Below are 13,722 nucleotides of genomic sequence, written 5' to 3'. Positions count from 1 at the left end.
GTGACGAGCCCACCACCGGATCGCGCGGCGCCGTACCGCGTTCCCTCGCCCGGAGCCACGCCCCGGGACCGTGCGCCGCCGCGCTCACCCACCCCCGGGGCCGCGGCCCCGGGGTCGTGCGTTAAAGCGACTCGACGACCTCGCGCATCAGGCGGGCGGTCTCGCTCGGGGTCTTGCCGACGCGGACGCCGACCTTCTCCAGGGCGTCCTTCTTGGCCTGGGCGGTGCCGGCCGAGCCGGACACGATCGCGCCCGCGTGGCCCATGGTCTTGCCCTCCGGGGCGGTGAAGCCCGCCACGTAGGCGACGACCGGCTTGGTGACGTGCTGCTCGATGTAGGCGGCCGCGCGCTCCTCGGCGTCGCCGCCGATCTCACCGATCATCACGATCGCGTCGGTGCCTGGGTCGTCCTGGAAGGCCTGCAGCGCGTCGATGTGGGTGGTGCCGATGACCGGGTCGCCGCCGATGCCGACCGCGGTGGAGAACCCGATGTCGCGCAGCTCGTACATGAGCTGGTACGTCAGCGTGCCCGACTTCGAGACCAGGCCGATGCGGCCCGCGCTGGTGATGTCGGCCGGGATGATCCCCGCGTTGGAGGCGCCGGGCGAGGCGATGCCGGGGCAGTTGGGCCCGATGATCCGGGTCCTGCCGCCCTTGGCGACCGCGTACGCCCAGAACTCGGTGGTGTCGTGGATCGGCACGCCCTCGGTGATGACCACGCAGAGCGGGATCTCGGCGTCGACGGCCTCCTTGACGGCGTCCTTGGTGAACGCCGGGGGCACGAAGACGACCGACACGTCGGCGCCGGTCTCCTTGATGGCCTCGGCGACGGTGCCGAAGACGGGCAGGCCCTCGTGGACGGTGCCCGCCTTGCGGGCGTTGACGCCGCCGACGACGCGGGCGCCGGAGGCGAGCATCCGGCGGGTGTGCTTGGTGCCCTCACCGCCGGTCATGCCCTGGACGATGATCTTGCTGTTCTCGTTCAGCCAAATGGCCATTACGCACCTACCGCGGCGAGCTCGGCGGCGCGCTTGGCCGCATCGTCCATGGTGTCCACGAGTTCGACGCCGGAGAGCTTGGCGTCGGAGAGAATCTGACGCCCGAGTTCGGCGTTGTTGCCGTCCAGACGAACGACCAGCGGGCGGCTCACGGCCTCGCCGCGGGCGTCCAGCAACTGGAAGGCGGAGACGATGCCGTTGGCGACCGCGTCGCAGGCGGTGATGCCGCCGAAGACGTTGACGAAGATCGACTTCACCGCGGGGTCGGAGATGATGATCTCCAGGCCGGCCGCCATCACCTCGGCCGAGGCGCCGCCGCCGATGTCGAGGAAGTTGGCGGGCTTGGGCCGGCCGGGGAACGCCTCGCCGGCGTAGGCGACGACGTCCAGGGTCGACATGACCAGGCCGGCGCCGTTGCCGATGATGCCGACGGAACCGTCGAGCTTGACGTAGTTGAGGTCCTTGGCCTTGGCCGCGGCCTCCAGCGGGTCCTCGGCGGCCTTGTCCTCGAAGGCCGCGTGGTCCACCTGGCGGAAGGACGCGTTGTCGTCGAGGGTGACCTTGCCGTCGAGGGCCTTCACCTGGCCGTCGGCGGACAGGATCATCGGGTTGACCTCGACGAGGGAGGCGTCCTCGTCGACGAAGGCGCACCAGAGCTTCTCGATGAGCTCGGCGGCGCCGTCGAGCGCCACCTCGGGCAGCCCTCCGGCCTGGGCGATCTCGCGGGCCTTGGCCCGGTCGACGCCGTCCAGGGGGGAGATCGGAACCTTCGCGACCTTCTCCGGGGCGCTGTGCGCGACCTCTTCGATGTCCATGCCGCCCGCGGCGGAGCAGATGGCGAGGAACGTACGGTTGGCGCGGTCGAGCAGGAAGGAGAAGTAGTACTCCTCCGCGATCGCGCTGGCCTCCTCGATCAGGACCTTGTGGACCGTGTGGCCCTTGATGTCCATGCCGAGGATGTCGGTGGCCTTCCGCTCGGCGTCGGCGGCGTCGTCGGCGACCTTCACGCCACCGGCCTTGCCTCGACCACCGGTCTTGACCTGGGCCTTGACAACGACACGGCCGGTCAGCTGCTCGGCTGCCGCCCGTGCCTCCTCCACGGTGTGCGCGACCACGCCGCGCGGCACCGGGATGCCGTACTCCGCGAAGAGCTCCTTCGCCTGATGTTCGAACAGGTCCACGAGGGTCCGTCCTTGCTTGTCCGGCTGGTGTATAGATGTGAGCGGGCCGACTCCATGATCCAAGGGGGAGCCCGGCGGTTTTGCGCCAATGAAGCCTAGCCCGCCTGATGGCATGACCAGGTAACCGGGTTCCAGATCGTACGCCCCGAATGCTGTTCGCACCGAACCGGCAGGCCCTCCCGCCGGTCCCGCGAGGCGGCTCACCGGACCGGCGGGAGATCTGTCAGGGGTTCGTCAGAACGGCTGGAGGATCGACCGGAGGGCCGGTGAGAGGTTCGTCAGACGGGTGAGGGGATCGCGCTGCGCACCCAGTCGACGATCTCCTGGGTGGTGGCGCCCGGGGTGAAGACGCGCGCGACGCCCATCTCCTGGAGCGCGGGCATGTCGGCCTCGGGGATGATCCCGCCGCCGAACACCACGATGTCGCTCGCGTCACTCTCCTTCAGCAGCTCCAGCACCTTGGCGAAGAGCGTCATGTGCGCGCCGGACAGGATGGACAGCCCGATCGCCGCGGCGTCCTCCTGGATCGCGGTGCGCACGATCTGCTCGGGTGTCTGGTGCAGGCCGGTGTAGACGACCTCCATCCCGGCGTCCCGCAGCGCCCGCGCCACGATCTTCACGCCCCTGTCGTGGCCGTCCAGCCCCGGCTTGGCGATGACGACGCGGATCCTTGACACGGCATCCATCCAGACCTCCTTGTCTGCGCTCCCCTCGCGACGTGGGAGCTGTCCGCAGCGTAACCGGCCACGTCTCACCGGGTTCGGCGGGTCACCGCGAACCACGGTACAGCGGCGCGGATTTCATCGCCTTTCGTCCGGCGTCCGGGCCGCCTCCCGAACGACCGCGCCCCGGTCGAAGCCCGGCCGGAATGCGCGGGGAAACCGAGAGTTCACCGAGAAAGGAAACTAACCGTCCGTGATTGACCGAAAACAAACCCGCGTTCCCTACATAGCAGATGATGACTCCCCAAAGGCCGGGAAGGCGCATCTGCACAAAATATGCACGGTTAATTCAAGGCAATCCTCCAAATGCGCTACCATTCCGTGATCTTGCTCCACAAGAATGTGTTGCCCCTCCCCCAGCAGGGCGGAGGGCTCAATCAGGAGGACTTTCCTTTGAAGCGATACATCGCCGGGCTGGCGTGCGCAGCAACGGCCGCGCTGGGCGTTCCGGCGCTGGCATCGACCGCGCACGCGCAGGCCGCCGATCCGGTCAGCGCGTTGAAGAGCCAGTTCAAAAGTGGTCGCGGCGTCACGTACGTCGACACCATCAAGACGCAAAACGCCGGCAAGGGCACGGTTCTCGGCAAGCGCAAGGGAGAATTGCAGTTCGACGCCTCCGGGATCAGCGCGTCGGACCACACCACCGAGTTGCGCTTCACGGAGGATGCCCTCGCCTTCGACACGGGAGACAGCGACTCCAGCGGTGAAGAGAGCAGCAGCGAAAAGACCAAGGAAGAGAAGCAGCTCGAGAAGCTGTTCGCCGGACTGGCAGAGCCCGAACGAGTCGTACGAGTCAACAAGAAGGCCTACATCTGGGGCGGGGCCTACGGCCAGTTCCTTCCGAGGGACAAGCCGTGGCTCGGATCCCCCGAGGACACGTTCGGCCTGACCGGCTCGCTGGGCCAGTTCATCAACGCCGCCGAACCCGCGACCCTCAAGGCCCTCCTCGCGCGCGCCACGGTCAAGCGCCCAACCGCCTATGCCGGGAAGATCACTTTCGGCGAGCTCCAGAAGGTCTCGCCGTGGTTCCGCGTCACGCAGGGAAGGAAGCTGTCCGGCCAGCAGACCAAGATCACGGTCAGCTGGAAGCTGTTCCTCAACGCCGACCGGCTCCCCGTGCGGCTGGCAACCTCGCTCGCGACCTTCAAGGGGGGCCCGACCTCCACGGTCGACACCAGCTACAGCGGCTGGGGGTCGGAGGTCGCGATCGCCGCTCCGCCGGCCGACCAGGTCGCCACGGTGAAGGAACTGGAAGCGGGCTTCGCGGCCGACACACCCATCCCGCTGCTCACCGTCAAGTGATCCTTCCGCACTGATCACCCCCCGAACCACCCGAGCCGCGCCCGGCGGGCCTCACCTGCCGGGCGCGGCTCGCGGCGTTCTCCACGTGCACGGGACCCGGCACGTCGCGGGGCCCTCCCGCTGGTTCGGGATGACCTGCGCCCGCAGTGTTCTCCATATGCACAGGACCCGGCGCGTCAGGGGATTCTCTCTGCCCCGGAAGGTCGGCGCTCGCGGCGTTCTCCGGTCGCACGGGACCCGCCGCCTTCAGCGATTCTTGATCCGATATTTCGGGATATAGGTAAGAATCTTCTTCCGCCCTCCGCGACGACGCGAGGACACATACGGGAGGACCCCCTCGATGAGGCGAATGATCGCCGCCCTGACCGGCGCCACCGCGGCCGCCCTGATCGTTCCCACACTGGTGACCGTCGCCCCGGCGAGCGCCAGGACCGCCCCGGCCGCCCAGGCCGCGGCGGCCGACCCGGTCTCGGCGCTGAAGCGCCACTTCAGGACCCACAGGGGCGTGAAGCTCACCGAGAACACGAAGATCGTCGGTGAGGGCAAGAAGAACAAGACGATCTTCACCCGGCGCAGCGGTGTGCTGGAGTTCGGCAAGACCGGCCTGGTCGCCTCGGACCTGACCACCAGGTTCGACCTGCCCGCCCCGAGCGACGAGCTCAAGGGGCTGTTCACCCCGTCACGGACGATCTCGCTGAAGGGCGTCTCCTACACCTCGGGCGGCATCTTCGCCGAGTCCATGCCCGAGGGCAAGAAGTGGCTGCGCACTCGTGGCGACACGGTCTCCCTGGTCAGCGCCGTCCAGCAGATCATCAGCACCGTCGAGCCCGGCACGTTGAAGGCGACCCTGGCCCACACCGGCGCCAAGCGGCCCGGCGGGACGTGGGACGGCACCCGGACCACGGTCCACTCGGGCACGATCACGCTGGCCGAGCTCTTCAAGGTCTCTCCTGCGGTACGCACGATGCTGACCAAGAAGCCCACCGGCAGGTCCGCGACGCTCCCGGTGACCTGGAAGATCTACATCGGCTCCGACCAGCTGGTCCGCCGGGTCGTGTCGTCGTACACGGAATCCACCCAGGGCCTCAACAGCACCGAGCTGACCTACGTCAACGACACCCGCTACACCGGCTGGGGCACCAAGGTCACGGTCAAGGCGCCGCCCGCCGACCAGGTGGTCGAGTTCGACGAGCTCCTCGGCGACACCACCCAGCCGGAGGACCCCATCGGGGAGATCTTCAAGGGCTGAACCGGCCGAACCGGCCGAACCGCACGCGGCCCGAGGTGATCGGGGACTCAGGGACCGAACCGACCCGAGACGATCGACGAGGCGCGTTCGTCGAGGTCGTGGGACTGTACGGTTTTCGACCCCGTCTCGCTTTCGGCGGTGACAAAGCGTCAGCCCAAGAGGGCGCGGTGGCAAGCAGGGCGAAATCGGCGCTCGCGGACCACCGCGCCCATCTGGCAGGCCAGGCGGGGTGTGCGGCGTTGGTGGCGCTCCAGCATGCCGGGGAGTCGCTCGCGGAAGGCCTGGCGGCAGCCGCGCGCCGGGCAGAGCAGGCGGCGGATCCGCACCACCACGAGAACGCCGCGTGCGGCGAGCGGAACATCGGCCACGCTCCGCTCGTGATGGCCGTGCGGCCTGGTCGGCCGGGTGTCGTCGTCAGACGCTTTTGTTCTCGGAGGTGTTCTTGAGGAGGGTCAGCCAGGTAGTGAGGGATTGATGGAGGGCGGCTTGCATGGCGGGGACGTCGGCGCGGATGGGGTCGCCGTCCCAGGACTCCTCGGTGAGGACCCGGGTGCCGCCGCTGCCGACGGTTTCGAAGGTCCATTGGTGGATTCCGGTGATGCCGTGGGCGGGGCCGCCCCACAGGATGCGGTGCGGCGGGTCGATGAGCCGGACGGTGGAGGCGATGTCGAGGCCGAAGGTGCTCCAGTGGAAGGTGGCACCGGCGGTGAGGGGTTCGTCGATGTTCGCGGCGGTGATCTCGTGTTGCCAGGTGGGCCAGGCGGCGATGTCGGTGTGCAGGGCCCAGACACGGTCGATGGGGGCGTCGACGGTGATGTCGAGGCGGACGACGACGGGGGCGCCGGTGTCGATTCCGATGATCATGCAGGTCTCCTTGTGCGGCGTTCACGGCGGCGACGCTGCGAACTTCGGGGAACTTGGGCCGACCCCTCTTTGAGCGTCCGGACCTGTCCGGGGAGCGGGGGGTTGGAAGCCCCTGCCCGGACGATGGCAGGGGCGACGGCGGGTGCGATGGTCATGTCAGCTCGTCTTTGGTACCGGGGGTGGTGTGTTGAACGCGCGTGCCTGGCGCGTTGCGCTCCGGCGTCGGTGGGGCCGGTGGGGCCGGTGGGTGCCGGTTTTATTGGGCGGGGTCGAGGATGCCTCTGTTGCCCTCGGCCCAGGCGGGTCGCACGGTGATCCGGGCGATGCGCCAGTGGCCCGCGATGCGCGTCAGCCGGATCTCGCCGGCGGCGCCGTTGGACCACATCGGGCCGTCGTGGGCGGCTTCGCGGCGTAGCCACGTGAGCATGTTGACGCTCGCCGTGGCGTGATCGCCGTCGAGGACACGCCGGGTGCCGGCCGCGACAGCCACGTCAAGAAAGCCGCCGACAGCGGCGGCGGGGTCGGAGTCGCTGAGCGGGGCGACCAGGAACACGCGGTCGACGCCTTCCACGGCCGCGGCGAAGGTCTCGGGGTCAGCCCAGTCGAAGATCATATGCTGGTCGTCGCCAGCCACGGGGTGTCGGCTGGCCGTTCGCACCGCGACGCCACGGGCGCAAAGGAAGTTGGCGACCCGGCGGCCGGTGGTCCCGGTTCCGCCTGTTACGAGGACAGTTCTCATGAGCCGATCCTTCACATCGTCCGGTCGAGACGATACCGTCTCGACCTGTCCGATGGATCGTAACATGGCCGGGACGATACCGTTCCGTCCTGAGTTAGGATGAATGCATGACCACGTCCCGACGGACCCCGACGGGTGCTGCCGTGTTGAACCCGGCGGTCACCGACGCCATTGCCGCGGCCGCCATCGACCTGCTGATGGAGGCGGGCTACGCACGCCTGACGATGGACGGCGTGGCTCAGCGTGCCAACGTCGGCAAGAGCGCGATCTACCGGCGCTGGCCGTCCAAGCTGGACATGGTCGTCCACGGGCTCGCCCGGCTCAGCATCCCGGCCGGCCCCGCCCCGGACACCGGGTCCCTGCGCGGTGACGTGCGGGCGGTGATGCAGGCCGCCTTCGACTGGCTGAGCGACCCGCGCATCCGGGCGGTGCTGCCCGACCTGATCGCCGAGTCCGACCGCAACCCCGTGCTCGCCGAGGCGGTGACGGAACATGTCACGCGTCCGCGCGTCACATGGGCCCGCGCCGCGCTGAGCCGGGCGTGCGACCGGGGCGAGCTGGCCGCTGACGACGTCGACCTGGTGCTGGACCTCACCATCGCACCGGTGTTCTGGCGCCTGACCCACGACCGGCCGGTGGACGACCGGTACCTCGACCGGCTCACCGAGCTGACGATCGGAGCGGTGCGACGCTGACTCACCAGGAGATCAGCCCAGTCACCGCTTGACGGTGCCAAGCCAGGAGCTTCCCCGTTACGCCGAAGGAGCAGTCATGTACCACGCCATCGTCAAGCGCATCGCCGCCAGGAACTTCACCCGCGTCAATGAGAAGAACTACGACGCCCTGCTCAAGGACTGCGCGCCGGATGTCTACCACCGCTTCGGCGGCAGTCACGCCCTCGGCGGCGAGCGCCACGACCGGGAGGCTCTGAGGCGGTGGTTCGACCGCCTCGGACGTGTCAGCCCGAACCTGTTACTGACGGTGCACGACATCTGGGCGAAGGGCACCCCCCGCAACACGACGATCATCATCCGCTGGTCGGCGACCCAGGACATGCCGGACGGCTCGCCGTACGACAACCATGGCGTACACATCGTGCAGATGAAATGGGGCAAGATCGTGTCGATCGACGCCAACGAGGATTCTCAAGTCGTCGTTGCGGGCCTGCGGGTCTTCGCCGCCCACGGTGTGACCGAAGCCCTGGCCGACCCCATCGTGAGCTGAGCGGAAGACCGACGCCGATGAAGCCGGAGACGATGTCGGCCTTACCGGCCGTTCCAGCCTTGCCGGCGGTGTCGCGGATCCGGGCCTCGGAGACCACGGGCCATGTGGCCCCCGGGTGAGGTCTCCGGCCCGCGCCACCGGACCCTCATCCGAAGGTCAGAGCTTCTCCAGCGGCGCGTACGCCAGCAGCAGGGTCTTCTCTCCCCCACCACCGAAGTCGATCTTGACCTTGGTCTTCTCCGCGACGCCGTCCACGGACACGACCGTGCCCAGACCGAACTGGTCGTGGGTGATCCGGTCGCCGGGGGTCAGGTTGGGGATCTGCCTGCCGCCGGGCTTCCTCGCCGGGGTGGGGCGGGAGTCGCGGCGGGTGGCGGCGCTCCAGGCGCTCTTCTCCGGGTCGCTGCGCCAGTCGACCAGCTCGGCCGGGATCTCGGCGACGAACCGGGAGGCCGGGTTGAAGGCGGGTGAGCCCCAGGAGCTGCGGACGGCCGCTCTGGAGACGTAGAGGCGCTGCTCGGCCCGGGTGATGCCGACATAGGCCAGGCGGCGCTCCTCCTCCAGCTCCTTGGGCTCGCCGAGGGAGCGCATGTGCGGGAAGACCCCGTCTTCCATGCCGGTGAGGAACACCACCGGGAACTCCAGCCCCTTGGCGGTGTGCAGCGTCATCAGCGTCACCACGCCCTGGCCGCCGTCGGCCGCCGGGATCTGGTCGGCGTCGGCGACCAGGGAGACCTGCTCCAGGAACTCCACCAGCGTGCCCTCAGGGTTGGCCTCCTCGAACTCGGAGGCGACCGAGACCATCTCGTCCAGGTTCTCCAGGCGGCTCTCGTCCTGCGGGTCGTTGGAGGCCGTGAGCTCCAGGCGGTAGCCGGTGCTCGCCAGCACCTCCTGGGCCAGCTGCGAGGGCGTCATGTCGTCGGCCTTCACCATGAGCTCGTCCATCAGCGCGACGAACTCCTTGATGGCCTTGAGCGAGCGGGTGGCCATGCCCGGTGCCTCGTCCGCCCGGCGGAGCCCCTCCCAGTAGGGGATCCGCTCCCTGGTCGCGAACGCCTCGACCATCGCCTCGGCCCGCTCTCCGATGCCGCGCTTGGGCACGTTCAGGATACGGCGCAGCGAGACCACGTCGTTCGGGTTGGACAGGAAGCGCAGGTAGGCGAGCAGGTCGCGGACCTCCTTGCGCTCGTAGAAGCGCACCCCGCCCACCACCTTGTACGGCAGGCCGGTCCGGATGAAGATCTCCTCGAACACCCGGGAGGCGGCGTTGGTCCGGTAGAACACCGCGACCTGGCCGGGCACGACGTCCTCGTGGTCGGTGAGCCTGTCGACCTCCTGGGCGACGAACATGGCCTCGTCGTGCTCGTTGTCGGCGACATAGCCGATGATCTTCGCCCCGGCGCCCTGGTCGGACCAGAGGTTCTTGGGCTTGCGGCTCGCGTTGCGCGAGATCACCGCGTTGGCGGCGGACAGGATCGTCTGGGTGGAGCGGTAGTTCTGCTCCAGCAGGATCGTCCTGGCCTCCGGGTAGTCGCGCTCGAACTCCAGGATGTTGCGGATCGTCGCGCCGCGGAAGGCGTAGATCGACTGGTCGGCGTCACCCACCACGCACAGCTCGGCCGGGACGACCCCACCCTCCCTGACCACGTCCCCGTCGGCGGTGCGCAGCTCGGGACGGCCCGCGATCTCGCGGATCAGGGTGTACTGGGCATGGTTGGTGTCCTGGTACTCGTCGACCATGATGTGACGCCAGCGGAGCCGATAGTGCTCGGCCACGTCGGGGAAGATCTGGAACAGCGTCACCGTCAGCATGATGAGGTCGTCGAAGTCCATCGCTCCGGCCTCGGTGAGCTTCTGCTGGTAGTTGCGGTACGCCTCGGCGAGCTTGCGCTCCAGGTGGGTGGACGCCTGGGCCGCCGCCGTCTCGTAGTCGATCAGCTCGTTCTTGAAGTTGCTGACCGAGACGGAGAACGATCTCGGCGGGTAACGCTTGGGGTCGAGGTCCATCTCGCGGCAGACCATCGCCATCAGGCGCTGGGAGTCGGCCTGGTCGTAGATGGAGAAGCTCGTGGGGAAGCCCAGGCGCTTGGCCTCGCGCCGCAGGATCCGCACGCACGCGCTGTGGAAGGTCATCACCCACATCGCCGCCGAGCGCGGGCCGACGAGCCGGTCGACCCGGTCCTTCATCTCCCTCGCGGCCTTGTTGGTGAAGGTGATCGCCAGGATCTCCTGCGGCTGCACGCCCCGCTCGCCCAGCAGGTAGGCGATGCGGTGGGTCAGCACCCGGGTCTTGCCGGAACCCGCGCCCGCGACGATGAGCAGGGGGCTGCCGTGGTGCACGACGGCCTCGCGCTGCTGGGGATTGAGCCCGTCGAGCAACGGATGGGTCAGGGAAGAGGCTGGGATCGACACGTCCCCTAGGTTAGAGCGACCGACCGACAACCGGGTCCAGCCATCGCAAAGGAATGCGAGTGGACTTGCCCGCGGTTGTGATGACCGAGCGGTACGCGGAAAAACGGAAAGGCCCTCCCATGCTTTCGGAAAACGAGATCAACCGCGTACTGGCGGTCACCGCACACCCCGACGACGTGGACTTCGCCGCCGCGGGCACGATGGCGCTGTTCACCGAGCGAGGCGTCGAGGTGACGTACTGCGTGGTCACCGACGGCGACGCGGGCGGCTTCGACCGCGAGCTGGACAACAGCGGCATGGCCGAGCTGCGCCGGGCCGAGCAGTCCAACGCCGCCAAGGCCGTCGGCGTGACCGACGTGCGCTATCTCGGCCACCACGACGGGACCGTGGTGCAGAGCCTGGACCTGCGGCGCGACATCACCCGGGTCATCCGCCAGGTCAGGCCCGACCTGGTGATCACCCACAGCCCCGAGCGCAACTACCGGTTCATCGCCCCCAGCCACCCCGACCACCGCGCGGTCGGCGGCTGCGCCCTCGACGCCGTCTATCCCGACGCGCGCAACCCGTACACCTTCCCGTCGCTGCTGCTCGACGAGGGGCTGGAGGCGTGGACCGTCCGCGAGGTCTGGCTCAACGGCGGCCCGACGCCCGACCACTACGTGGACGTCACCGACACCTTCGACCGCAAGCTCGCCGCCCTGCGCGCCCACGCCAGCCAGATCGGCCACCTGGAGGACTTCGAGGACTTCCTGCGGGGCCGCTTCTCGCAGATCGCCACCGAGGCGGGCTTCGGCGAGGGCCGCTACGTCGAGGCCTTCCAGCGGGTCCCCACCGCCTGATCTCCCCCGAAGCCCCGAGCCCGACGGGAAGAGCCAGGCCCCCGTTCCGGTCGCCGTCGGAGGCCTGGAAGCCTGGAAGGCACCCGACGGGAAGTCAGCGCCGTTGAACAGCATCCATCTGTCGCTCGCCACCGCCGTCGTCGTTCTCCTGCTGGCCGCCGGAGCCGCCGCCGTCGCCTGGCTGGGCCGCCTCGGGCACGCGTCCGCGGTGCTCGTGGCGTGCCTGCGGGCCGTCGTCCAGCTCGGCGCGGTATCCCTGATCATCGTGTGGGCCGTCGAGCGCGCGCTCGCGGTGGCGGTCTTCATGCTGGTCATGTACGGGGTGGCGAGCGTGACCGCGGGGCGCAGGATCACCTCGGGTTCCGCCGTCCGGTGGGCCGCGGTGCCCGTCGCGGCCGGGGCCGTACCGATCCTGGCGCTGCTGTTCGGCAGCGGCGTCGTCCCGCTCCGGGGCATCACGCTGATCCCGATCGCGGGCATCCTGCTGGGCGGGTGCCTGACGGTCACGGCCCTCGCGGGGCGGCGGGCCCTGGACGAGCTGGTCCACCGGCGCGGCGAGGTGGAGGCGGCGCTCTCGCTGGGCTTCTCCGAGCGGGACGCGGCGCTGGAGATCTGCCGTCCGCCCGCGGCGCGGGCACTGGTGCCCGCGCTGGACCAGACGGGAACCGTGGGCCTGGTCACGCTGCCCGGCGCCTTCGTGGGGATGCTCCTGGGCGGGGCCGACCCGCTCCAGGCCGGGGTGGTGCAGCTCGTCGTGCTGGTCGCGCTGCTGGCGGCGGAGGCGGTGGCCGTGGTCGTCACGATCGAACTCGCCGCCCGCGGCTACTTCGGCAGCGGTCCGCGGCCCGGGGAGGGCTCCTCCGGCGGGGCCAGGCGGGCGAACAGGTAGCCCAGGGAGTTGGTCGCCACGTGGAACATCGCGGGAGCGGTCAGGCCACCCCTCCTGCGCAGCTCGGTGAAGAGCACCCCGGCGAGGCCCGTCGTGACCACCGACCCGGCCACGACGCGTGCCACCTGCCACGCGGGCACCCTCCCGGGGGCCCTCTCGGGGACCTTCTCCGGGGCCTTCTCCGGGGCACTGGGTACGTCCGGCGCACCCGGCCCGGTGGGCGTATCCGACACACCGGCGGTCCCCGTGCCCTCCGTACGAGGGTCACGGGAGTCACGAGGGTCACGGGCGGCGGGAGCGTCGGGGGCCTCACCCGCGGCCAGGCGGCTCAGGGCGGGGTTGGCGGCCATCATGTCGACGGCGGGCAGGATGTGCCAGAGGCCGAAGAGGACCGAGGAGACGGCGGTCGCCGTACCGTGGCCGTGGGAGCGGGCGACGAGGGCGTGCAGCACCCCGCGGAAGCCGACCTCCTCAAGCAGGACCGTGCCGACCGGCACCTGGAGCAGGGCCTCCTCCAGCGCGCGGGCACGGGACAGGGACAGGGCGCGCTCGTCGCGGAAGAACCGGCGGGTGGCCGGGACGGCGATGCCCGCGGCGTAGGCCCCGGCCACGGCGGAGGCGAGCGCACCGCCGATCCGCAGGCCCCGCGAGCGCCGGTGGAACCCCAGCTCGGCCCAGGAGAGCCCGGAACGGCGGGCCATGACGACCAGCGCGCCGGTGGCCGCGGCCGAGGTCAGCGGTGCCAGCCTCGGCGCCAGACGGTTGTTGAGCACGTTGGCCGCCACCAGCACCGCCACCGCGCCCGCCACCGCACCGGGCACCGCGCCCGTCACCGCGCCCGTCACCGCGCCCGCCACCGCACCGGGCACCGCCCCGGATCCGGCACCGGCGGCTCGCCCCGGCTCGCGCTCCATGTCCACGGCTGCCCACGACTCCCCCGGACGTCGTCTCGCGCCCCGCGTGCCGGGCCGCGCCGGGGACCGCGATCCTCAGGGTCCCCGCGAATCCGGTTCGAGGCTACGCGACGGGGGCTCGGCCCGTGGCAGCCTGGCGCCAGCCGGCGGGGAAGCGCAGGCCGCGACGCTCCCTCACCGTGAGGCCGCCCCAGATCCCCTCGGGCTCGGCCGCGCGAAGCGCGTAGGCTCGGCACTCCTCCAGCACCGGGCACCGCTCGCAGACCGCCTTCGCCCGCGCCTCGTGCTCGGCCGACTGCGTCAGCGGGAAGAACAACTCGGGATCGCTCGTACCGCAGGCACCCCGCGCGGCCCAGCCGATCTCCCGCACCGTCATCCGCATGCGTCACC

The 13,722-nt window shown here is 70.0% G+C and carries 14 protein-coding genes and 1 pseudogene; 6 read left to right on the top strand and 9 right to left on the bottom strand.

The annotated features are described in order from the left end of the window. Positions 1-121: 121 nt before the first annotated feature. The 3 genes from sucD to OG587_RS13440 form a co-directional block, all read right to left on the bottom strand. Complete coding sequence (gene sucD, locus OG587_RS13450; RefSeq protein ID WP_329090185.1) at positions 122-997, bottom strand: succinate--CoA ligase subunit alpha; 876 nt, start codon at positions 995-997, stop codon at positions 122-124. Continuing rightward, the gene (gene sucC / locus OG587_RS13445) at positions 997-2,178 is read right to left on the bottom strand and encodes an ADP-forming succinate--CoA ligase subunit beta (RefSeq protein WP_329090184.1); all 1,182 of its coding nucleotides are present in this window, start codon (positions 2,176-2,178) and stop codon (positions 997-999) included. The genes sucD and sucC overlap by 1 nt, the downstream gene beginning before the upstream one ends. 278 nt (positions 2,179-2,456) lie before the next feature. Beyond that, complete coding sequence (locus OG587_RS13440; protein WP_329090183.1) at positions 2,457-2,864, bottom strand: cobalamin B12-binding domain-containing protein; 408 nt, start codon at positions 2,862-2,864, stop codon at positions 2,457-2,459. 429 nt (positions 2,865-3,293) lie between these two features. On the opposite strand from OG587_RS13440, the gene OG587_RS13435 reads away from it, so the two are divergent. Beyond that, complete coding sequence (locus tag OG587_RS13435; RefSeq protein ID WP_329090182.1) at positions 3,294-4,202, top strand: hypothetical protein; 909 nt, start codon at positions 3,294-3,296, stop codon at positions 4,200-4,202. A gap of 340 nt (positions 4,203-4,542) precedes the next feature. Beyond that, on the top strand, positions 4,543-5,451 hold the full coding sequence (locus OG587_RS13430; RefSeq protein WP_329090180.1) for a hypothetical protein: 909 nt from the start codon (positions 4,543-4,545) through the stop codon (positions 5,449-5,451). A 149-nt stretch (positions 5,452-5,600) separates the two neighbouring features. Here the strand turns inward: OG587_RS13430 and OG587_RS13425 are convergent. From OG587_RS13425 to OG587_RS13415, 3 genes and pseudogenes are all read right to left on the bottom strand, one after another. Continuing rightward, positions 5,601-5,846: pseudogene (locus tag OG587_RS13425) on the bottom strand (hypothetical protein); the annotation flags it as partial. Between the two features lie 19 nt (positions 5,847-5,865). Beyond that, on the bottom strand, positions 5,866-6,315 hold the full coding sequence (locus OG587_RS13420) for an SRPBCC family protein (protein WP_329090178.1): 450 nt from the start codon (positions 6,313-6,315) through the stop codon (positions 5,866-5,868). 256 nt (positions 6,316-6,571) lie between these two features. Beyond that, positions 6,572-7,054, bottom strand: a complete 483-nt coding sequence (locus tag OG587_RS13415) for an NAD(P)H-binding protein (protein ID WP_329090177.1) — start codon at positions 7,052-7,054, stop codon at positions 6,572-6,574. A gap of 107 nt (positions 7,055-7,161) precedes the next feature. Here OG587_RS13415 and OG587_RS13410 point away from each other — a divergent pair, with 107 nt between their 5' ends. Together OG587_RS13410 and OG587_RS13405 are read left to right on the top strand one after the other, a co-directional pair. Then, positions 7,162-7,749: a TetR/AcrR family transcriptional regulator gene (locus tag OG587_RS13410; protein WP_329090176.1), complete on the top strand. Its 588-nt coding sequence runs from the start codon at positions 7,162-7,164 to the stop codon at positions 7,747-7,749. Positions 7,750-7,825: 76 nt separating this feature from the next. Then, a complete protein-coding gene (locus OG587_RS13405) occupies positions 7,826-8,278 on the top strand; it encodes a nuclear transport factor 2 family protein (RefSeq protein WP_329090175.1) in 453 nt (150 codons plus the stop codon). Positions 8,279-8,434: 156 nt separating this feature from the next. On the opposite strand, the gene pcrA is transcribed toward OG587_RS13405, so the two are convergent. Next, the gene (gene pcrA, locus OG587_RS13400) at positions 8,435-10,684 is read right to left on the bottom strand and encodes a DNA helicase PcrA (protein ID WP_329093842.1); all 2,250 of its coding nucleotides are present in this window, start codon (positions 10,682-10,684) and stop codon (positions 8,435-8,437) included. A gap of 125 nt (positions 10,685-10,809) precedes the next feature. On the opposite strand from pcrA, the gene OG587_RS13395 reads away from it, so the two are divergent. Together OG587_RS13395 and OG587_RS13390 are read left to right on the top strand one after the other, a co-directional pair. Further along, positions 10,810-11,529, top strand: coding sequence for a PIG-L deacetylase family protein (locus tag OG587_RS13395; protein WP_329090174.1), 720 nt, complete (start codon positions 10,810-10,812; stop codon positions 11,527-11,529). Positions 11,530-11,632: 103 nt separating this feature from the next. Next, positions 11,633-12,418: an ABC transporter permease gene (locus tag OG587_RS13390; RefSeq protein WP_329090173.1), complete on the top strand. Its 786-nt coding sequence runs from the start codon at positions 11,633-11,635 to the stop codon at positions 12,416-12,418. On the opposite strand, the gene OG587_RS13385 is transcribed toward OG587_RS13390, so the two are convergent. Together OG587_RS13385 and OG587_RS13380 are read right to left on the bottom strand one after the other, a co-directional pair. Continuing rightward, positions 12,352-13,332: a CPBP family intramembrane glutamic endopeptidase gene (locus OG587_RS13385; protein WP_329093840.1), complete on the bottom strand. Its 981-nt coding sequence runs from the start codon at positions 13,330-13,332 to the stop codon at positions 12,352-12,354. The genes OG587_RS13390 and OG587_RS13385 overlap by 67 nt on opposite strands. Positions 13,333-13,435: 103 nt before the next feature. Beyond that, positions 13,436-13,714, bottom strand: coding sequence for a WhiB family transcriptional regulator (locus OG587_RS13380; protein ID WP_329090172.1), 279 nt, complete (start codon positions 13,712-13,714; stop codon positions 13,436-13,438). Between the last annotated feature and the right edge of the window lie 8 nt (positions 13,715-13,722).

The organism is Streptosporangium sp. NBC_01469 (genome assembly GCF_036227305.1).
Lineage (GTDB): Bacteria > Actinomycetota > Actinomycetes > Streptosporangiales > Streptosporangiaceae > Streptosporangium.
The sequence above is the reverse complement of the archived record's forward strand: the minus strand, read 5'-3'. Positions and strand labels throughout refer to the sequence as shown.